At 70.9% G+C, this 18,303-nt stretch carries 16 protein-coding genes; 8 read left to right on the top strand and 8 right to left on the bottom strand.

Annotated elements, in window-relative coordinates:
* Window positions 1–35: 35 nt before the first annotated feature.
* The 5 genes from ACFWU9_RS30230 to ACFWU9_RS30210 form a co-directional block, all read right to left on the bottom strand.
* Complete coding sequence (locus tag ACFWU9_RS30230; protein WP_384324052.1) at window positions 36–1,097, bottom strand: LacI family DNA-binding transcriptional regulator; 1,062 nt, start codon at window positions 1,095–1,097, stop codon at window positions 36–38.
* On the bottom strand, window positions 1,082–2,785 hold the full coding sequence (locus ACFWU9_RS30225) for a glycoside hydrolase family 13 protein (protein ID WP_384324050.1): 1,704 nt from the start codon (window positions 2,783–2,785) through the stop codon (window positions 1,082–1,084). Before ACFWU9_RS30225 ends, ACFWU9_RS30230 begins: the two co-directional genes overlap by 16 nt.
* Window positions 2,786–2,892: 107 nt before the next feature.
* Window positions 2,893–3,792, bottom strand: a complete 900-nt coding sequence (locus tag ACFWU9_RS30220; RefSeq protein ID WP_384324076.1) for a sugar ABC transporter permease — start codon at window positions 3,790–3,792, stop codon at window positions 2,893–2,895.
* 5 nt (window positions 3,793–3,797) lie between these two features.
* Window positions 3,798–4,811, bottom strand: a complete 1,014-nt coding sequence (locus tag ACFWU9_RS30215; RefSeq protein ID WP_384324048.1) for a carbohydrate ABC transporter permease — start codon at window positions 4,809–4,811, stop codon at window positions 3,798–3,800.
* Window positions 4,812–4,846: 35 nt separating this feature from the next.
* A complete protein-coding gene (locus tag ACFWU9_RS30210) occupies window positions 4,847–6,121 on the bottom strand; it encodes an extracellular solute-binding protein (RefSeq protein ID WP_384324046.1) in 1,275 nt (424 codons plus the stop codon).
* Between the two features lie 404 nt (window positions 6,122–6,525).
* On the opposite strand from ACFWU9_RS30210, the gene ACFWU9_RS30205 reads away from it, so the two are divergent.
* Both ACFWU9_RS30205 and ACFWU9_RS30200 read left to right on the top strand, forming a co-directional pair.
* Entirely contained in the window at window positions 6,526–7,584 is a 1,059-nt protein-coding gene (locus tag ACFWU9_RS30205) for a LacI family DNA-binding transcriptional regulator (protein ID WP_384324044.1), read from the top strand.
* A gap of 94 nt (window positions 7,585–7,678) precedes the next feature.
* A complete protein-coding gene (locus ACFWU9_RS30200) occupies window positions 7,679–8,764 on the top strand; it encodes a phosphatase PAP2 family protein (RefSeq protein WP_384324042.1) in 1,086 nt (361 codons plus the stop codon).
* On the opposite strand, the gene ACFWU9_RS30195 is transcribed toward ACFWU9_RS30200, so the two are convergent.
* A complete protein-coding gene (locus ACFWU9_RS30195; RefSeq protein WP_384324041.1) occupies window positions 8,749–11,817 on the bottom strand; it encodes a bifunctional [glutamine synthetase] adenylyltransferase/[glutamine synthetase]-adenylyl-L-tyrosine phosphorylase in 3,069 nt (1,022 codons plus the stop codon). The two genes, ACFWU9_RS30200 and ACFWU9_RS30195, sit on opposite strands and share 16 nt — an antisense overlap.
* Window positions 11,818–11,997: 180 nt before the next feature.
* Between ACFWU9_RS30195 and ACFWU9_RS30190 the strand changes: the two genes are divergently transcribed.
* Both ACFWU9_RS30190 and ACFWU9_RS30185 read left to right on the top strand, forming a co-directional pair.
* A complete protein-coding gene (locus tag ACFWU9_RS30190) occupies window positions 11,998–12,510 on the top strand; it encodes a pyridoxamine 5'-phosphate oxidase family protein (protein ID WP_384324074.1) in 513 nt (170 codons plus the stop codon).
* A 141-nt stretch (window positions 12,511–12,651) separates the two neighbouring features.
* Window positions 12,652–13,410 carry a sulfite exporter TauE/SafE family protein gene (locus tag ACFWU9_RS30185; protein WP_384324039.1) on the top strand — a complete coding sequence of 253 codons (759 nt, stop codon included), beginning with the start codon at window positions 12,652–12,654 and terminating at the stop codon, window positions 13,408–13,410.
* A 75-nt stretch (window positions 13,411–13,485) separates the two neighbouring features.
* Here ACFWU9_RS30185 and glnA read toward each other — a convergent pair whose 3' ends face one another.
* A complete protein-coding gene (gene glnA, locus ACFWU9_RS30180; protein WP_384324037.1) occupies window positions 13,486–14,847 on the bottom strand; it encodes a type I glutamate--ammonia ligase in 1,362 nt (453 codons plus the stop codon).
* Window positions 14,848–14,999: 152 nt separating this feature from the next.
* On the bottom strand, window positions 15,000–15,527 hold the full coding sequence (locus tag ACFWU9_RS30175) for a MarR family winged helix-turn-helix transcriptional regulator (RefSeq protein WP_384324035.1): 528 nt from the start codon (window positions 15,525–15,527) through the stop codon (window positions 15,000–15,002).
* Window positions 15,528–15,663: 136 nt separating this feature from the next.
* On the opposite strand from ACFWU9_RS30175, the gene ACFWU9_RS30170 reads away from it, so the two are divergent.
* From ACFWU9_RS30170 to ACFWU9_RS30155, 4 genes are all read left to right on the top strand, one after another.
* Entirely contained in the window at window positions 15,664–16,095 is a 432-nt protein-coding gene (locus tag ACFWU9_RS30170) for a hypothetical protein (protein WP_384324033.1), read from the top strand.
* 79 nt (window positions 16,096–16,174) lie between these two features.
* Window positions 16,175–16,828, top strand: a complete 654-nt coding sequence (locus ACFWU9_RS30165; protein ID WP_384324031.1) for a DUF3105 domain-containing protein — start codon at window positions 16,175–16,177, stop codon at window positions 16,826–16,828.
* Window positions 16,825–17,529, top strand: coding sequence for a DUF305 domain-containing protein (locus ACFWU9_RS30160; protein WP_384324029.1), 705 nt, complete (start codon window positions 16,825–16,827; stop codon window positions 17,527–17,529). The genes ACFWU9_RS30165 and ACFWU9_RS30160 overlap by 4 nt, the downstream gene beginning before the upstream one ends.
* A gap of 211 nt (window positions 17,530–17,740) precedes the next feature.
* Window positions 17,741–18,160, top strand: coding sequence for a CBS domain-containing protein (locus tag ACFWU9_RS30155; protein ID WP_384324027.1), 420 nt, complete (start codon window positions 17,741–17,743; stop codon window positions 18,158–18,160).
* Window positions 18,161–18,303 lie beyond the last annotated feature (143 nt).

Below are 18,303 nucleotides of genomic sequence, written 5' to 3'. Positions count from 1 at the left end.
GGTGTGCCGCCCCCGTACGGCACACCGCGCCCCTCTCAGACCGGTCGTACGCCGGCCGTCGACCCCCGTACGACCAGCTCCGGCTGGAAGACGTACTCCGTGCGCTGCACGGGGCTGCCGCCGATCTCCTCCAGCAGCGCGCCCACCGCCGCCCCCGCCATCGCCTGCACGGGCTGGCGGACCGTCGTGAGGGGCGGGTCGGTGAAGGCGATCAGCTGCGAGTCGTCGAAGCCCACCACCGACACGTCGTACGGGACGCGCAGCCCGCGTTCGCGGGCCGCCCGCACCACGCCCAGCGCCATCATGTCGCTGGCGCAGACGATTCCCGTGCAGCCCTCGTCGAGCAGCGCGCCGGCCGCGACCTGCCCGCCCTCCACGCTGAACAGCGTGGAGCAGACGCACTCCTCGGCCTCCTCGCGCGGGAGGCCCAGGGTGCGGGCCAGCGCGTCGACGAAACCCTCGCGTTTGCGCGCCGACGGCACGTACCGCAGCGGTCCCGTCGCCAGCCCGATCCGCCGGTGTCCCAGATCGGCCAGATGCCCGACGGCCATCCGCATGGCCGCCCGGTCGTCCAGGGACACGAACGGCGCGCTGACCCGGTCGTTGCAGCCGTTGATCATGACGAACGGCACGCCGCGCTCGATGAGTTCGGCGTAGCGCGACGGGTCGGCCGAGGTGTCGGCGTGCAGTCCCGACAGGAAGACGATGCCGCCGACGCCGCGCTCCACGAGTTGCTCGACCAGTTCGTCCTCCGTCGCCCCGCCGGGCAGCTGGGTGCAGAGGACCGGTGTGTAGCCGTGCCCGGCCAGGACCTGCTCCACGGCCTGGGCGAACGCCGGGAAGATCGGGTTGATCAGCTCCGGGGTCACCAGACCGATCAGCCCGGCGCTGCGCCGGCGCAGCCGTACGGGGCGCTCGTACCCGAGGATGTCGAGCGCGGCGAGCACCCGTTGGCGTGTGCTGTCGGCGACGCCCGGCTTGCCGTTGAGCACCCGGCTCACCGTCGCCTCGCTGACCGATGCCTGTCCCGCGATGTCGGAGAGCCGTGGCGTACCGGCTCCCGGCCTGGGGAGGGGCAGTGTCACACCGTCCACCACACCGTGGTGTCGGCGGGCAGCTCGGCCTCCCCGGCGCCGGGGGCGGCGCCGTCGAAGGTGACGGTGCCGGGGCCGCTGGCCAGCAGCAGGCTCCCGCGTACCGGGACACGGACGGGCGCGCCGGTCGTGTTGACGGTGCAGAGGAAGCCGGGGCGCGCGAAGACGAGCACGCCTTCCGGCGCGTCCTGCCAGTCGACCGAGGCCCCTGCCCCGAGGCCGGGGTGGGCGCGCCGGGCGGCGATGGCGGCCCGGTACAGCTCCAGGCTGGAGCCCGCCACCCCGGTCTGCGCCTCGACGCTCAGCTCACCCCAGCCGGCCGGCTGCGGCAGCCAGCTGCCGCCGGGGCCGAAGCCGTACGAGCCGCCCTCGCGGGTCCACGGGATCGGTACCCGGCAGCCGTCCCGGAAGCCGTCCTGGCCGGCCGCGCGGAAGTACGAGGGGTCCTGCCGGGCCTCGTCGGGGAGGTCGGTGACGTCGGGCAGGCCCAGCTCCTCGCCCTGGTAGAGGTAGGCGGAGCCGGGCAGGGCGAGCATCAGCAGGGTCGCGGCGCGGGCCCGGCGCAGCCCGAGTTCGCGGTCGCCCGCCTCCCGGAGCTGGGTGCCGAGGGGGACGGGGTGGGCGAAGCGGGTGGTGTGCCGGGTGACGTCGTGGTTGGAGAGCACCCAGGTGGTGGGGGCGCCGACGGGGAGCATCGCGGCGAGCGAGGTGTCGATGACGTCGCGGAGCGCGGCGGCGTCCCAGAAGGTGCTCAGATACTGGAAGTTGAACGCCTGGTGCATCTCGTCGGGGCGCACGTAGTTCGCGCTGCGCTCGACGGTCGGCGTCCAGGCCTCGGCGACGGCGATCCGGTCGCCGGGGTACTCGTCGAGGATGGTGCGCCAGCTGCGGTAGATCTCGTGCACACCGTCCTGGTCGAAGAAGGGCAGGCCGTACTCGCTGCTGCCGAGCAGCCCCAGCTGACCGCCGCCGCCGACGTCGGGCAGCCCGGGTGCCTTGACGAGTCCGTGGGCGACGTCGACCCGGAAGCCGTCGACGCCCATGTCGAGCCAGAAGCGCAGGATGGAGCGGAACTCGTCGGCGACGGCCGGGTGGTCCCAGTTGAAGTCGGGCTGCTCGGGGGCGAACAGATGCAGGTACCACTCCCCGGGGGTGCCGTCCGGGTCGGTGGTCCTGGTCCACGCGGGGCCGCCGAAGATGGACTCCCAGTCGTTGGGCGGGAGTTCGCCGGTGGCGCCCTTGCCGGGGCGGAAGTGGTAGCGGTCGCGCAGCGCCGAGCCGGGGCCTTCGCGAAGGGCGCGGCGGAACCATTCGTACTGGTCGGAGGAGTGGTTGGGCACCACGTCGACGATGATGCGCAGGCCCACCTCGTGGGCGTCGCGGATGAGCGCGTCCGCGTCGAGGAGGGAGCCGAACATGGGGTCGATGGCGCGGTAGTCGGCGACGTCGTAGCCCGCGTCGGCCTGCGGCGAGGCGTAGAAGGGGCTGAGCCAGACGGCGTCGACGCCCAGCGCGCGCAGATACGGCAGCCGGCTCCGTACGCCTTCGAGATCGCCCATGCCGTCGCCGTCGGAGTCGGCGAAGCTGCGTGGATAGACCTGGTAGATCACCGCGTCCTGCCACCAGCCGGAGCGGTGGCCCGGGGCGTCGTCGGACGTGCCGGCGGAAGGGGCAGCGAGGTGCTGGGTCATGTCGTCCCTGGGGGGTCTCTGGGTGGGAGCGGCGCCGGGTCGTGGTCGGGCCCGGCGCCGCTGTCACTGTCGCTGTGGTGCGGAGGTACGGTCGGGCTGACGTACCGTCAGCCCTTGACGGCCCCGGCGGAGACGCCGGTCACCAGATGACGCTGGGCGAACAGGAAGACGATCGCCGCGGGTATCGCGATCAGGACGGACGCCGCTGTCATCGGACCCCACTGGGCCCCGTACTGGTTGACGAACTTCTGGAGCCCGCCGGCGAGGGTGAGGTTCTCGTCGCCGACCATGAACGCGGAGGCGTAGGCCACCTCTCCCCAGGCGGTGATGAAGGAGTAGAACGCGGTCACCGCCAGGCCCGGCTTGGCGAGCGGCAGGATCAGCCGCCAGAAGGTGCCGAACGGGGTCAGCCCGTCGACCATGCCGGACTCGTCGATCTCGCGCGGGATGGTGTCGAAGAAGCCTTTCATCATCCACGCGCAGAACGGCACGGCGATGGTGAGATAGGTGATCACCAGTCCGGCGGCCTGATTGAGCAGGCCCAGGTCCGACATGATGTTGTACAGCGGCACGATGAGGACCGCCATCGGGAACATCTGCGTGACCAGCAGCGTCCACATGAGACCGCGCTTGCCGGGGAAACGGAAGCGGCTGACGGCGTAGCCGGTGGTGGCGGCGGTGAACACACCGAGCACGGTGGTGAATCCGGCGATGAGCAGCGAGTTGCCGAACCAGGTGAGGAACGGCGTGTCGTCGAGCAGCTTGGTGTAGTTCTCGAACGTCGTCTCTTTGAAGAAGTCCGTGGTCGTCGCGTACGCGGCGGGCTTCAGCGACGTCAGCAGGACCCAGAGCACGGGGAAGACCGCGATGACGGACGCCGCGATCAGGGTGGCGTGCAGACCGACGGACGCGGCCCTGGAGCGTTCGCCGCGGCGCCGTACCTTCGCGGGCGGTCGCGCGGGAGAGGCGGTCGGTGTGCTCGTGGTGCTCGTCTGCGGACCGGTCACGGCGGTCACCAGGTATCTCCCTGCTTGCGGAGGACTCGTTGGTAGACCACGGCGAAGATCATCAGGAGTACGAGGATCAGCACGCCCCAGGTGGAGGACTGGGCGAAGTCGCGCGGGCTGATCTCGAAGGAGAACTTGTACGCCTGGGTCACCAGGATCTGGGTGGCCTCGCCGGGCCCGCCCCTGGTCAGCAGGAAGATCACCGGGAACATGTTGAACGTCCAGATGGTGCTGAGCAGGACGACGGTCGCGCTGACGGACCTGAGGCCCGGCATGGTGATGTGCCGGAAGCGCTGCCAGGGGCCGGCGCCGTCCATCTCGGCGGCCTCGTACATCTCCCCCGGGATGGACTGGAGTCCGCCGAGCAGGGCCACGAGCATGAACGGCACGCCGAGCCAGATGTTCACGGCGATGACCGAGAACTTGGCCCAGGTCGGGTCGTTGAGCCACGGCACGGCGTCGATGCCGCCGCCAGCGAGCAGTCTGTTGAGGAGGCCGCGGTCCTCGTTGTAGAGGAAGCGCCAGGCGAAGACGGAGACGAAGCCGGGGACCGCCCAGGGCAGGATGAGCATCATCCGGTAGACGGAGCGGCCCGCGATCCGGCGGTTGAGGATGTTGGCGAGGGCGAGGCCGAGGACGAAGGTCAGACCGACGCAGGAGACGGTCCACACCAGCGTCCAGCCGAGTGTGGAGAGGAACTGACCACCCGTCAGCGCGTCGGCGTAGTTGTCGAGTCCGACGAACTCGTAGGTGGCGGGCAGGTGGTTGACGCCGATGTTCCGTTCGACGTTGCGTTCGTTGGCGTCGGTCAGCGACAGATAGACACCGCGGACCAGCGGGTATCCGACGATCACGCCGATCACGGCCACCACGGGGGCGACCATGGCCCAGGCGTACCAGTGGGTCGAGAGCGAACGCCGCAGCCCGCCCGGGGGTTTGCCAGTGCCGCGGCTCCGGCCGCGGGCGACTTCCGAGTCGCCCGCGGCCTTCGCCACCGACTGGCCGGTGTGGACAGCCATCAGCCGGCCTGCCTTCCTTCCTCTCGCTCCGTCTCCTACTTCCAGTCCTTGAGCAGATCGCGGTAGGAGTCGCCGGTCGCCCCGACGCCCTTCTCGGGGGTCGTCTGGCCGGTGAGGACCTTCGTGTACTCGGTCACCAGCGGGGCGAACAGGCTGCCGGTCTCCGGGATCCAGGGGCGCTCGATGGCCTTGTCGACGACCGGCTTGAAGAAGCCGACGATCTCGTTCTCCGCGACCTCCGGCCGCGCGTAGACCGAGGTCCGGGTCGGCAGCAGGTTCAGCTCGGTGGTGATCCGCGCCTGGGACTCGGCGGAGGACATGTACTCGATGAACGCGTAGGAGGCGTCGAGGTTCTTGGAGCCCGCGTAGACGGCGAGGTTGTGGCCGCCCTGCGGGGCGCCCTGGCCGGCCGAGCCGGCGGGCACCGGGGCGACGCCCAGATTGGTCTTGTCCTTGAACTGCGGTCCGGCGTAGGTGTCGGCGATCGCCCACGGGCCGTTGATCATCATGGCCACGTCGCCGCCCTTGAAGGCGGCCTGCATGTTCTCCCAGCCGTCGGTGGCGTCCGTCTTGGCGGCGCCGGAGTCGACGAGGTCCTTCACGACCTCCATGGCCTTGACGCCGGCCGGACTGTCGACGGTGACGGTCTTCTCCTTGGCGTCGACCAGGTCGCCGCCCTCGCCGTACAGGAACGACAGGAACCAGTACGCGTCGTCGCCGCGCAGATACATCCCGGTCTTGCCGGTCTTGTCCTTGACCGCCTTCGAGACGGTCTTCAACTCGGGGATGGTCGTGGGGACTTCGACCCCCGCCTCCTTGAACAGCCTCTTGTTGTAGAAGATGCCGAGGGAGTCGATGACCTGCGGGACGGCGTACGTCTTGTCGTCGTACCTGGTGGAGGCCGCCGCCTGCGGCACGAAGTCCTTCTCGTCCTTCAGGGCGGGCGTGCCGTCCAGCGGCGCGAGGTAGCCGAGATCGGCGAACTCGGGCGTCCAGGCGACCTCGGAGCGGATGACGTCGGGGGCGCCGGAGCCGGACTGCGCGGCGTTCTTGAACTTGTTCTGCGCCTCGCCGAACGGCACGTTGACGTACTTGACGTCGACGCCCTTGTGCGTGGCCTCGAAGTCCTCGGCGAGCTTCTTGAAGACCTTGTCCTCACTGCCCACCGTCGAGGTGTCCCACCAGGTGACCGTTCCCTCGAGCTCTCCCGAGCCCGACTTGCCCGAGGACTCCTCGTCGCCGCCGCCGCAGGCGGTCGCCGCGAGCGCCAGGGTCGCGACCAGGGCGGTGGCCGTTATGCCACGTCGCATCTGAAACTCCTTCAACTGCCGTACCGCTCCGTCGCGGCGCCGGGTCGACGTGAAGGTAACAAGGATGAAAGAAGGCCGAAAGAGCTTGCGGAAGATTCCTGCAAGCTGCCTTGATCGTTACATGCACGTGTCCGCACAGTTGCCGCGAGGGTTCTTGACGGGGAGTCCGCCGACTGGCAAGTGCGGTCTCCTTCCGGCGATACGGGCCCGCCGGGCGTGCGGAGCGCCCGGAGGGAAGGTCCCGCAAGGTGTTGCAAGATTTTGCCGACGACCCATCCGCAAGGCCCTGCAAGCCCTGCACCGGCCCTCCACCGCCTCTCCCCCGCCACCGCCGGGCCGGTGGCGCCGGCCGATCCGGGCGCGTGGTGGGCAATCCCGGCAAGCGCCCGGTACAGTCCACTTCCATGACCGCACGGCTAGCCGACATCGCAGCCCAGGCGGGGGTCAGCGAAGCGACGGTCAGCCGCGTACTGAACGGTAAGCCGGGTGTTGCCACGGCCACCCGCGAATCCGTACTCGCCGCACTCGACGTCCTCGGCTACGAGCGCCCGGTGCGGCTGCGCCGCCGCAGCGCCGGCCTCGTCGGACTGATCACGCCCGAGCTGGAGAACCCGATCTTCCCCGCGCTCGCCCAGGTCATCGGCCAGGCGCTGACGCGTCAGGGCTACACACCGGTCCTCGCCACCCAGACCCCCGGCGGCTCCACCGAGGACGAGCTGACGGAGATGCTCGTCGACCGCGGTGTCTCCGGCATCATCTTCGTCTCCGGTCTGCACGCCGACACCTCGGCGGACATGCAGCGGTACGAGCAACTGCGCGCCCAGGGCGTGCCGTTCGTCCTCGTCGACGGCTTCTCGCCCAAGGTCCGGGCGCCGTTCATCTCGCCGGACGACCGGGCGGCGATGCGGCTGGCCGTGACGCATCTCGTCTCGCTGGGCCACCGCCGGATCGGTCTCGCCGTCGGACCCAAGCGGTTCGTGCCGGTCCTGCGCAAGATCGAGGGCTTCCGCGCGACGGTCCGCGAGCAGCTGGGACTGACCTCCGAGGAGACGGAGGAGCTGATCGAGCACTCCCTGTACACGCTGGAGGGCGGCCAGGCGGCCACGACGGCGCTCATCGGGCGCGGCTGCACGGCGGTGGTGTGCGCGAGCGACATGATGGCGCTGGGCGCGATCCGGGCCGCCAGACAGCTCGGCAGGGACGTGCCGCGCGATGTGTCGGTCGTCGGTTTCGACGATTCGCCGCTCATAGCGTTCACCGATCCGCCGCTCACCACGATCCGCAAGCCGGTGCCGTCGATGGGCCAGGCCGCCGTCCGTACGCTTCTGGAGGAGATCGGTGGTACACCGGCTCCGCACAGCGAGTTCGTCTTCATGCCGGAGCTGGTCGTTCGCGGTTCAACCGCCTCAGGTCCGGCGCCCGGCCCCCTGGGGCGATCCCCGGGAGAAACCGGTCGGGAGTAGGGTCGAGGAGTCGTCCCCAGGGCGTAGCGCATGCGGTCAGGACCCACCCGAGGGATGATCGGTCGAAGGCGGAAATCTGGCAGACTCTCTCTCCATGGGTGAAACGACCGTGAAGATTCCGGAAGGCACGAAGGCCCCGCCGACACCCCTCGCGGGTGCGACGGCCGACGCGTCCGGCCCCGGGTCGCCCCTCGGTCGGCTGCGCCGGATCAGGTCGCCGCGCCACCCCCGCCTCTGGTTCGAAGTCCTGCTGATCGCGGTGAGTTACTGGACGTACTCACTGGTCCGTAACGCGGTGCCCGAGCAGAAGGCGCAGGCCCTGCACAACGCGGACTGGATCTGGGGCGTGGAGCGTTCGCTCGGCCTCGCGTTCGAGGAGAGCGTCAACCATGCCGTGAATTCGGTGACATGGCTTGTCGTCGCCATGAACTACTACTACGCGACGCTCCATTTCATCGTCACGATCGCCGTGCTGGTCTGGCTCTACCGCAGCCACCCGGGCCGTTACGCGGCCAGCAGACTCATCCTCTTCGCGACCACCGGTGCGGCACTGTTCGGTTACTATCTGTATCCGCTCGCGCCGCCCAGGTTGATGAACGGGCAGAACTTCATCGACACGGTGCAGGTCCACGAGACCTGGGGCTCGATGGCCTCGGGCAATTTCAAGGCCGTGTCGAACCAGTACGCGGCGATGCCCTCGATGCACATCGGCTGGTCGCTCTGGTGCGGGCTGACCATCTTCGCCCTGGCCAGGACGCCCTGGGTGAGAATCCTGGGACTGCTCTACCCGACGGCGACGCTGATCGTGATCGTCGCCACCGCGAACCACTTCTGGCTGGACGCGGTGGGCGGCATAATCTGCCTCGCCTTCGGCTTCGGTGTCAGCTACGTCTGGTACCGGGCGCTCCCGCACCAGCTGCCGCAGCTGATCGAGGACGAGGACGAGCGCCCGAGACGGCGACGGTGGCTCCGGCGCCCCGGCGCCCGCCCGGGCACTCCCGCACCGGGGAGCGCCCCGGAGCCCACGGGGCAGACGACCCGGACCGCACAGCTCGCCCCGCCCGCGCAGGTCGCCAGGACCGGCCAGGCCGCCAGGACCGCGCCGTCGCCGCGACGCGCGCCGTCCAGCCCCCACGGGCCTCCGACGCACAGCGAGCCCTCCACTCAGAGCGCTCCGTAGAACAGCTCCTCCATCACCGCGCGAGCCCGGCGGGTGGTCCGCAGATAATCGTCGATCATGTCGCCGGTGTGCCCGTTGTACGGAGTGGGGCCGGGCGCCATCGACCCGGGGCCGTAGCCCAAGTACCGCCCCATGGCGGCCAGTTCACGGCCGTCCGACGGGAAGGTGTCGCCCGCCCTGCCGCGCACGAGCATCACGCCGTTGCGCACCCGGGTCGCCAGCACCCAGGCCTCGTCGAGGATCTGGGCGTGCTCGTCGCAGATCAGGCCCGCGCTCCGCGCGGCGGTCAGCGCCTCGCGGGTACGGGTCGTCCGCAGGGCCGGCACCTCCCAGGCGTGCCGCATCTGGATGAGCTGGACCGTCCACTCGACGTCCGAGAGCCCGCCCCGGCCCAGTTTGGTGTGCAGGTTGGGGTCGGCGCCGCGCGGCAGCCGCTCGGACTCCATCCGGGCCTTGAGCCGGCGGATCTCCCGTACGGCGGCCTCGGTGAGGCCGTTGGCCGGGTAGCGGAGCGGGTCGATCAGCTCGATGAAGTCGCGGCCCAGTTCCGCGTCCCCCGCCATCGGCTCGGCGCGCAGCAGCGCCTGGCTCTCCCAGCCGAGCGACCAGCGGCGGTAGTAGGCGGCGTAGGAGGCGAGAGTGCGCACCAGCGGGCCGGTCTTGCCCTCCGGGCGCAGGTCCGCGTCGATCATCAACGGCGGGTCGGCCGTGGGCAGTTGGAGGAGTCTGCGCATCTCGGAGACGACGGTGCTGGCGGCGCGGGCCGCCTCGTGGTCGTCGACGCCCTCGCGCGGCTCGTAGACGAACAGGACGTCCGCGTCGGAGCCGTAACCCTGCTCGTGGCCGCCGAAGCGGCCCATGCCGACGACCGCGAACCTGGCGGGCAGGGTGTCGCCCCAGGTCTGGCGCACGGCGGCGCGCAGGGCGCCCGCCAGGGTGGCGGAGTTGAGGTCGGTGACGGCGTTGCCGACCCGGTCGACGAGGGCGCCCGGGTCCTCCTCGGCGGGGCTCTCCTCGGTGCCGTAGGAGCCGATGATGTCGGCGGCGGCGGTGCGGAACAGCTCGCGGCGGCGCACCCCGCGGGTGACGGCGACCGCGATCTCGGCGGTCTCGGCCCGTCCGACGGCTGCGAGCACCTCCTGCTCCAGATGGTCCCGGCCGCGCGGCTTGAGCCCGTTCGGGTCGCCGAGGATGGCGACCGCCTCCGGGGCGCGCAGCAGCAGATCGGGGGCGAGGCGGCCGGCGGAGAGCACCCGGGCCAGGTTCTCGGCGGCGGCCCCCTCGTCGCGCAGGAGCCGCAGATACCAGGGCGTCTTGCCGAGCGCGTCGGACACCTTGCGGAAGCCGAGCAGTCCGGCGTCGGGGTCGGCGGAGTCCGCGAACCATCCCAACAGCACGGGCAGCAGCGTGCGTTGGATGGCGGCCTTGCGGCTCACGCCGGACGACAGGGCCTCAAGATGCCGCAGGGCGGACACCGGGTCCGCGTAGCCGAGCGCTTCGAGGCGCTGGCCCGCCGCCTTCGTACTGAGCCGGATCTCGCCGGGGGCGAGCTGGGCCACGGCGTCGAGCAGCGGCCGGTAGAACAGCTTCTCGTGCAGCCGCCGCACCATCGAGGTGTGGCGTTTCCACGCCCTGTTGAGCTCGCCGACCGGCTCGGTCCGCAGCCCCAGGGTGCGTCCGAGGCGGCGCAGGTCGGCCTCGTCGTCGGGCACCAGATGCGTACGGCGCAGCCGGAACAGCTGGATGTGGTGCTCCATGGACCGCAGGAAGCGGTAGGCCTCGTCGAGCTGCGCCGCGTCGGTCCTGCCGACGTAGCCGCCGGCGGCGAGGGCGCGCAGGGCGACGAGGGTGGTGCCGCTGCGCAGCGAGGAGTCGCTGCGGCCGTGCACCAACTGAAGGAGCTGTACGGCGAATTCGACGTCCCGCAGTCCGCCGGGGCCGAGCTTCAGCTCACGGTCGACCTGGCCCACGGGGATGTTGTCGACCACGCGGCGGCGCATCTTCTGTACGTCGGGGACGAAGTTCTCGCGGTCGGCGGCCTGCCAGACCATGGGCGAGACGGCGTCCACGTAGTCCCTGCCGAGCGCGAGATCCCCGGCGACCGCGCGGGCCTTGAGCAGGGCCTGGAACTCCCAGGTCTTGGCCCAGCGCTGGTAGTAGGCGAGATGGCTGGAAAGGGTGCGGACGAGCGGTCCGTTGCGGCCCTCGGGGCGCAGATTGGCGTCGACGGGCCAGATGGTGCCCTCGGCGGTCGTCTCGGAGCAGATCCGCATCATATGGGCGGCGAGCCGGGTGGCCGCCTGGAGGGCCTTGCCCTCGGTCTTCGAGGTGTCGGTGTCGTCGGCGCCCGCCGGGCGCTCGTTCAGCACGGCGTGGGCGGGCTCGCCGACGAAGATGACGTCGACGTCGGAGACGTAGTTCAGCTCCTGGCCGCCGCACTTGCCGAGCGCGACGACCGCGAGCCGGCACAGCGCGGCGTCCTCGGGGGCCGCGCTTCGGGCGATGGCGAGCGCGGCGCGCAGGGTGGCGGTGGCGAGGTCGGCCAGCTCGGCGGCCGTCTGCGCGACGTCGGTCGTGCCGCAGACGTCGCGGGCGGCGAGGGGGAGCAGACACCGGCGGTAGGCGACGCGCAGCGTGTCGACGTCGTGCGCCTCGGCGAGCCCGGTCTCGAACTCGGCGACACCGGGGTGCAGATCGGTGGACTCGTAGGTGACGAGGACCCGCCAGTCGGCGGGGTGCCTGGCCAGATGGTCACCGAGCGCCTCGGACGCCCCGAGCACACCCAGCAGCCTGTCCCGCAGCGGCTTGGCCGCGATCAGGGTGTCCAGCAGGACGTGCCGGTCGTCGTCCTCGTGCGCCTCGACCAGCCGCACGAGGCCGCGCAGCGCCAGGTCGGGATCGGCGGTGGAGCCCAGCGCGTCGAGGAGGACGGAGTCGCCGCGTACGGAGACCATGCCGGGGGACCCGAGCAGGTCCTCGGCGGCGGACGGATCGGTGAAGCCGTGCCGGAGCAGACGGGTGAAGGTACTGCTCCTGCGTCCCTGCACCGTCATCCGGCCTTTCTTCTGTCCGTTCGAGGTCCGGGCCCGAGCCTAGTACTCCGTCACTCCGACGGGGCCGGTGTGCCGGTCGGGCGACGAGTCCTGGTGTCGCGGCGGGTCGTCACTTGCGGAAGGGTCGTGAGCGTACTCCCGCTCGCCTCCGTACCGGACCACTCCCGAAAGGACCGCGCCATGGCGCACAAGGAACCGGCCAGCACCTATCTGGACGCCCGCTACAGCCACCCGACCGCCGTCGCCGAGGACTGGGCCGACGCGGTGACCCGGCTGACGGAGGCCGAGATCTTCTGGCTGTCGACCGTACGGCCCGACGGCCGGCCGCATGTCACCCCGCTGCTGACGGTCTGGTCGCGGGACGCGCTGTACTTCAGCTCGGGCGAGCGGGAGCGGAAGGTCATGAACCTCCGGGAGAACCGGGAGGTCGTCCTGACCACCGGCGCGAACGCCCTGAACGAGGGCCAGGACCTGGTGGTCGAGGGCGAGGCGGTCCTGGAGACGGACGACGCGCGGCTGCGCGAGCTGGCCGCCATGTGGGAGCGGAAGTACGGCTCGGTCTGGCACTTCGACGTGAAGGACGGCGCGTTCGTGGGCGCCGAGGGCCCGGCCCTGGTGTTCGGGGTCACCCCCCGCACGGCTTTCGGCTTCGCCAAGTCCCCGTACAGCCAGACCCGCTGGCGGTTCGCCTGACCGTTCGGCGGCCCGTATCGGAGGACCTCTCGCGCGCGAGGCGGTGGACGCCTTCGGCATCGGGTCCGCGCGGCATCGGCGGTCGGGGCTGTGGTGCGCCCGAGGTGGGACGGGCGCGTGGTCGTAGCATGGGTTATCGCCATGGACACGATCAGCATGTGGGAATTCGTCGCCCTCGCCGGGGCCGCCGCGCTGGTGGGCTTCTCCAAGACGGCGGTCAGCGGTGCCAATACGGTCAGCCTCGCGGTGTTCGCCGCCGTGCTGCCGGCCCGTGAGTCGACCGGTGTGCTGCTGCCGATCCTCATCGTGGGCGACACCATCGCCGTCCTCACCTACCGCCGCCACGCGCACTGGCCGACCCTGTGGCGGCTCTTCCCCGCCGTCGCCGCCGGTGTGGTGGTCGGCACCCTCTTCATGCTGTGGGCCGACGACGGAGCCGTACGCGTGTCGATCGGCTCGATCCTCCTGCTGATGGCGGGCGTGACGATGTGGCGGCGCCGGCACGCGCCGGAAGAGGACGCCCCGGGGGACTCGGTGTCGTTCAGGGGCCGCGTCAAGGCGCGTTCGTACGGGGTGCTCGGCGGCTTCACGACGATGGTCGCCAACGCGGGCGGGCCCGTCATGTCGATGTATCTGCTGTCGGCGGGCTTCCGGAAGCTCGGCTTCCTCGGCACGTCCGCGTGGTTCTTCCTGATCGTCAACACCACGAAGGTGCCCTTCAGCGCGGGACTCGGCCTGATCGACGCCGACTCGCTGCTGCTGGACGCCCAGCTCGTGCTCTTCGTCCTGCCCGGCGCCCTCATCGGCAAGTTCTGCGTGGACCGGATCGACCAGCGGGTCTTCGAACGACTGGTGATCGGCGCGACGGTGCTGGGCGGTCTCCAGCTGCTGGTGCGCTGAGCCACGCCGTAGGACCCGGCTCAGCGCCCGCGCGCCCCCGCCGCGAGCGCCGGACGGGCGCCCGCCGACGGGCGGCTACAGCACCGGCAGCAGGGCCTTCAGTTCGAAGGCCGTCACCTCGGAGCGGTACTCCTCCCACTCGCGCTTCTTGTTGCGCAGAAAGAAGTCGAAGACGTGCTCGCCCAGCGTCTCGGCGACCAGTTCGCTGCGCTCCATCAGTGAGATCGCCTCGCCCAGGTTCTGCGGCAGCGGTTCGATGCCCATCGCGCGGCGCTCCGCGTCCGACAGCGCCCATACGTCGTCGTCGGCGCCCGCCGGGAGTTCGTAGCCCTCCTCGATGCCCTTGAGGCCGGCGGCGAGGAGGACCGCGTACGTCAGGTAGGGGTTCGCGCCGGAGTCGATGGAGCGGACCTCCACGCGCGCGGAGCCGGTCTTGCCGGGCTTGTACATCGGGACGCGGATCAGCGCGGAGCGGTTGTTGTGGCCCCAGCAGATGTAGGAGGGTGCCTCGCCGCCCGAGCCGGCCGTGCGCGTGGAGCCGCCCCAGATGCGCTTGTAGGAGTTGACCCACTGGTTGGTGACGGCCGAGATCTCCGCCGCGTGCTTGAGCAGGCCGGCGATGAAGGACCGGCCGACCTTGGAGAGCTGGTACTCCGCACCGGACTCGTAGAACGCGTTGCGGTCTCCCTCGAAGAGGGAGAGGTGGGTGTGCATGCCGGAGCCCGGGTACTCGCTGAACGGCTTCGGCATGAACGACGCCTGGACGCCCTGCTCCAGCGCGACCTGCTTCATGACCAGGCGAAAGGTCATGACGTTGTCGGCGGTGGAGAGCGCGTCGGCGTACCGCAGGTCGATCTCCTGCTGGCCGGGGGCGCCCTCGTGGTGGCTGAACTCCACGGAGATGCCCATGGATTCGAGCATGGTGATGGCCTGGCGGCGGAAGTCCATGCCCACGTTCTGCGGGGTGTGGTCGAAGTAGCCGGAGCTGTCGGCGGGGGTCGGGCGGCTGCCGTCGACCGGCTTGTCCTTGAGGAGGAAGAACTCGATCTCGGGGTGGGTGTAGAAGGTGAAGCCGAGGTCCGAGGTCCGGGCGAGGATCCTCTTCAGGACGTAGCGCGGGTCCGCGAACGACGGGGAGCCGTCCGGCATCAGGATGTCGCAGAACATCCGCGCGGTGCCGGGGGCCTCCGCGCGCCAGGGCAGGATCTGGAAGGTCCCGGGATCGGGCTTGGCGATCATGTCGGATTCGTACACCCGCGCGAAGCCCTCGATCGCCGAGCCGTCGAAGCCGATGCCTTCGTCGAATGCCTGTTCAAGCTCGGCGGGGGCGACGGCGACCGACTTGAGGAAGCCGAGCACATCGGTGAACCACAGGCGTACGAAGCGGATGTCTCGTTCCTCGAGGGTCCGGAGGACGAATTCCTGCTGCTTGTCCATGTCTGCTGTCCTACCCATCCTTGCCGGTCAGGCCGCCTGCTCCCACGCTGCCGAGTACACCGGGGCACCCGAGCATGACACCACAGGATTTCCGGAAGGTTGCACACCGGAGTACTAAAGCATTGTCGGACACGCGCCCCGTCCCGCGCGCCTCAGTGCGTTGGAGCGGCGCTGTCCGACCAGCCGAGCGGGTACGGCTCCCCGTCGTCGCCCGGCAGGGGCCGCTCACCGCCCGCCTCGGTGAACGCCGTCAGGGCCTCCACGAGCGCCGTACGCTGCTCGGGGGCCAGCCGCTCGACGATCGCCGTGATCTCGCGCCTGCGGGCCGCCGAGACGTCCGCCACGAGCGTTCCGCCCTCGTCCGTGAGCCGCAGCACCGTCTCCCGCCGGTTGCCGGGGTTGGCGCCGCGCTCGGCGAGCCCGGCCGCGATGAGCCGGTCGACCATGCGCATCGCGGTGGAGGGGTTCACCCCGAGCCGGTCGGCGAGCGAGACGAGGTTGGCACCGCCGTGCTCGGAGAGGACCTTCAGCAGCCTGAACTGGGGCAGGGTGACCCGGTCCTGGACGGCGGTGAGGGAACGGACGGACACCGCGACGAGCAGCCGTGAGGCGATCAGGACCGCCCGGGTCACGGCGTCGACGTCGGGCTCGCTCGGCGGAGGTTCCGGGGGGTCGGCCATGACCTCTTTGTACCGCGCCGGAGCCCCCGCGGACCCCTCCCGTGCGGCCGCCCGACCCGGCGGCACGCCACGTTCCGGACTCGGTACCCCCTGCGTACTCCTGCTCGGCCACCTGTACGGACTACGATCTGCGCCCATGGGGGGACGACAGCGCATACGTCACGCGCGTCCCACGGCCTTGCTCAGCGCCGTGGCGACGCTGCTCGCCGCTCTCTACTTCTGTCTGAACCCCGTCGACACGCACCACTCGGCGTCTTCGTCGCCGCGCGCGGAGGCGGCCGCACAGACCGCGCGCACCGGCATCACCCTCCGTACGGACAGGGAGGGCCCGGCCGCCGGGCCCGCCGCGGGCGCCGAGTACACCTGCCCGTACGACCCGAGCGGCTGCCGCTTCCTGCCGCATCCGAGTCCGGCCGTGCTCACCGCGCCGCATCCCGCCGACCCGCTCGGCACCGGCGACGTGAGCCCCGCGCGCCCCGCACCGCCGCCCGGCACCGGCCAGGTGTCCCGGTCCGGAGCGTCTCCCCGCGCGCCGGATCTTCACGTCCTTCAAGTACTGCGGACGTAGCCGGGCCCGCGCCCCCACCGGGTGCCCGTAACTCCCCCACCCCCGTTCCGCAGGTTTCCGAGAAGGACGAACAGACACCATGGCTTCCAAGTCCAAGACCCAGAGCACCGAGCGCAAGGCCCGAATAGAGCAGATGCGCCGCGCCGAGCGCGTGCGTGAGCGCCGTAACCGCATCATCACGATCACCGCGAGCGCGGTCGTCGTGGCGGCTCTCGTCGGCTTCGGCGCGTTCGTGCTGAACAAGGAGTCCGAGGAGAAGAAGGAGCAGGAGCAGGCCGCGGCCGAGCCCGTGAAGGGCGAGAAGTCCTGGGACGCGAAGAAGCTGGGCCGCGACCACGTCGCCGAGGCGGTCAAGTACCCGCAGACGCCGCCGGTCGGCGGCAACCACAACCAGGTCTGGATGAACTGCGCGGGCGACGTCTACAAGGAGCCGGTACCGGACGTCAACGCGGTGCACTCGCTGGAGCACGGTGCGGTCTGGGTGACGTACAACGACAAGGCGCCCGAGGCCGACGTGAAGGCGCTCGGTGAGCTGGTGGGCAAGACGCAGTACTCGCTGATGAGCCCCGTCAAGGAGCAGGCCGGCCCGATCATGCTCACCGCGTGGGGCAAGCAGGTCACCGTCGACAGCTCGAAGGACCCGCGGGTCGAGCAGTTCTTCGCGAAGTACGTGCAGGGCCCGCAGACGCCCGAGCCCGGTGCCGCGTGCACCGGCGGAATGGGTGCCCAGTGACCCGCACGAGCTGGGCGGCCATCACGGCGGTCGTCCTCGCCCTGCTGTTCGCGGGGGCGGCCACGGTCGCCTCCGCGGGGAGCGACGGCTCGTCCGAGGCGGCCGCCACGCCCACGGCGGACTCGGCGGACGCGGGCTTCGCGCGTGACATGGCGGTCCACCACCAGCAGGCGGTGGAGATGTCGTTCCTCGTGCGGGACAGCACGGACGACGAGGAGGTGCGCCGCCTCGCGTACGACATCGCCAACACCCAGGCGAACCAGCGCGGCATGCTGCTGGGCTGGCTCGACATGTGGAAGCTGCCGAAGGTCTCCACGGACGGGGAGCCGATGGCCTGGATGGAGCGGGGCGGCGCGCACGCGGGCACGGACAACACGGACGAGATGGCCGGCATGGACGACATGGAGGGCATGGACCACGGCGGCCACGAGGTCCGTGACGGTTCGCTGATGCCCGGCATGGCGACGAAGACCGAGCTGGAGACCCTCCGGACCACCAAGGGCAAGGCCGCGGAGATCCTGTACCTCCAGTTGATGACCGACCACCACAAGGGCGGCGTCACGATGGCCCGGGGCTGCGCCGACCTGTGCGCGGTCGGCACGGAGAAGGCCCTGGCCGAAGGCATGGTGACGGCGCAGCAGTCCGAACTGGATCTGATGGCCGACCTCTTGAAGGCCCGGGGCGCGAAGCCGCGCCCCTGACGCGGGCTGTCGGGCGCGACCCTGGACACGCGCCGCCGCCCCCGTCCGTGGAGATCGTCTCCGCGGGCGGGGGCGGCGCCGTTCGGGCCGGGACCGGGGGCCCGCCGAATCCGCGTTTCACCCGTTCGGGTGACAGCGGTCGCGTACACCCGTTCGAGTCCGTGACGATGGGTGCGCTCGGGGCGGACGGCATTCAGGAGGGACGAACCCCATGACCACGGCCAAAGACATCATGCATCCCGGGGCGGACTGGATCCCCTCGCACGAGACCCTGGACCGGGCCGCGCAGCTCATGCGGGACCTGGACGTGGGCGCCCTGCCCATCGCCGACGTCGACGAGCGGCTGACGGGCATCCTGACCGACCGCGACATCGTCGTCGGCTGTGTGGCCGCGGGCCGCGACCCGGCGAAGATCACGGCCGCCGAGATGGCGCGGGGCACACCGCGCTGGATCGACGCGGGCGCGGAGGTGGACGACGTGCTCCAGGAGATGCAGGAGCACCAGATCCGCCGGCTGCCGGTGATCGAGAACAAGCGCCTGATCGGCATGATCAGCGAGGCGGACCTCGCGCGGCACCTGAGCGACGGGCAGATCGCCGCCTGGGTGGAACGGGTCTACGCGACCGGCTGAGCCGCCGGGAAGCCGCCGGGAAGCCGCCGGGGAGGCCCGGGAACGGCACCGGAGGCACCGGGAGCCGCCCGGAGGCGTCGAAGGAGCTCAGGGCGCGGCTGTGTGGGCCCGCCGCCCCGTGGTGCGGCTCACACACGCGTCGC

It is taken from the genome of Streptomyces sp. NPDC058653 (assembly GCF_042716895.1).
Lineage (GTDB): Bacteria > Actinomycetota > Actinomycetes > Streptomycetales > Streptomycetaceae > Streptomyces.
The sequence above is the reverse complement of the archived record's forward strand: the minus strand, read 5'-3'. Positions and strand labels throughout refer to the sequence as shown.

What these genes read in the sequence shown, in the direction of transcription:
- ACFWU9_RS30165 (WP_384324031.1), top strand. Translation starts at nt 16,175, where the DNA reads ATGGCTTCCAAGTCCAAGACCCAGAGCACCGAGCGCAAGGCCCGAATA.
- glnA (WP_384324037.1), bottom strand. Translation starts at nt 14,847, where the DNA reads ATGGACAAGCAGCAGGAATTCGTCCTCCGGACCCTCGAGGAACGAGAC.
- ACFWU9_RS30170 (WP_384324033.1), top strand. Translation starts at nt 15,664, where the DNA reads ATGGGGGGACGACAGCGCATACGTCACGCGCGTCCCACGGCCTTGCTC.
- ACFWU9_RS30215 (WP_384324048.1), bottom strand. Translation starts at nt 4,811, where the DNA reads ATGGCTGTCCACACCGGCCAGTCGGTGGCGAAGGCCGCGGGCGACTCG.
- ACFWU9_RS30205 (WP_384324044.1), top strand. Translation starts at nt 6,526, where the DNA reads ATGACCGCACGGCTAGCCGACATCGCAGCCCAGGCGGGGGTCAGCGAA.
- ACFWU9_RS30175 (WP_384324035.1), bottom strand. Translation starts at nt 15,527, where the DNA reads ATGGCCGACCCCCCGGAACCTCCGCCGAGCGAGCCCGACGTCGACGCC.
- ACFWU9_RS30210 (WP_384324046.1), bottom strand. Translation starts at nt 6,121, where the DNA reads ATGCGACGTGGCATAACGGCCACCGCCCTGGTCGCGACCCTGGCGCTC.
- ACFWU9_RS30185 (WP_384324039.1), top strand. Translation starts at nt 12,652, where the DNA reads ATGGACACGATCAGCATGTGGGAATTCGTCGCCCTCGCCGGGGCCGCC.
- ACFWU9_RS30200 (WP_384324042.1), top strand. Translation starts at nt 7,679, where the DNA reads ATGGGTGAAACGACCGTGAAGATTCCGGAAGGCACGAAGGCCCCGCCG.
- ACFWU9_RS30190 (WP_384324074.1), top strand. Translation starts at nt 11,998, where the DNA reads ATGGCGCACAAGGAACCGGCCAGCACCTATCTGGACGCCCGCTACAGC.
- ACFWU9_RS30155 (WP_384324027.1), top strand. Translation starts at nt 17,741, where the DNA reads ATGACCACGGCCAAAGACATCATGCATCCCGGGGCGGACTGGATCCCC.
- ACFWU9_RS30195 (WP_384324041.1), bottom strand. Translation starts at nt 11,817, where the DNA reads ATGACGGTGCAGGGACGCAGGAGCAGTACCTTCACCCGTCTGCTCCGG.
- ACFWU9_RS30225 (WP_384324050.1), bottom strand. Translation starts at nt 2,785, where the DNA reads ATGACCCAGCACCTCGCTGCCCCTTCCGCCGGCACGTCCGACGACGCC.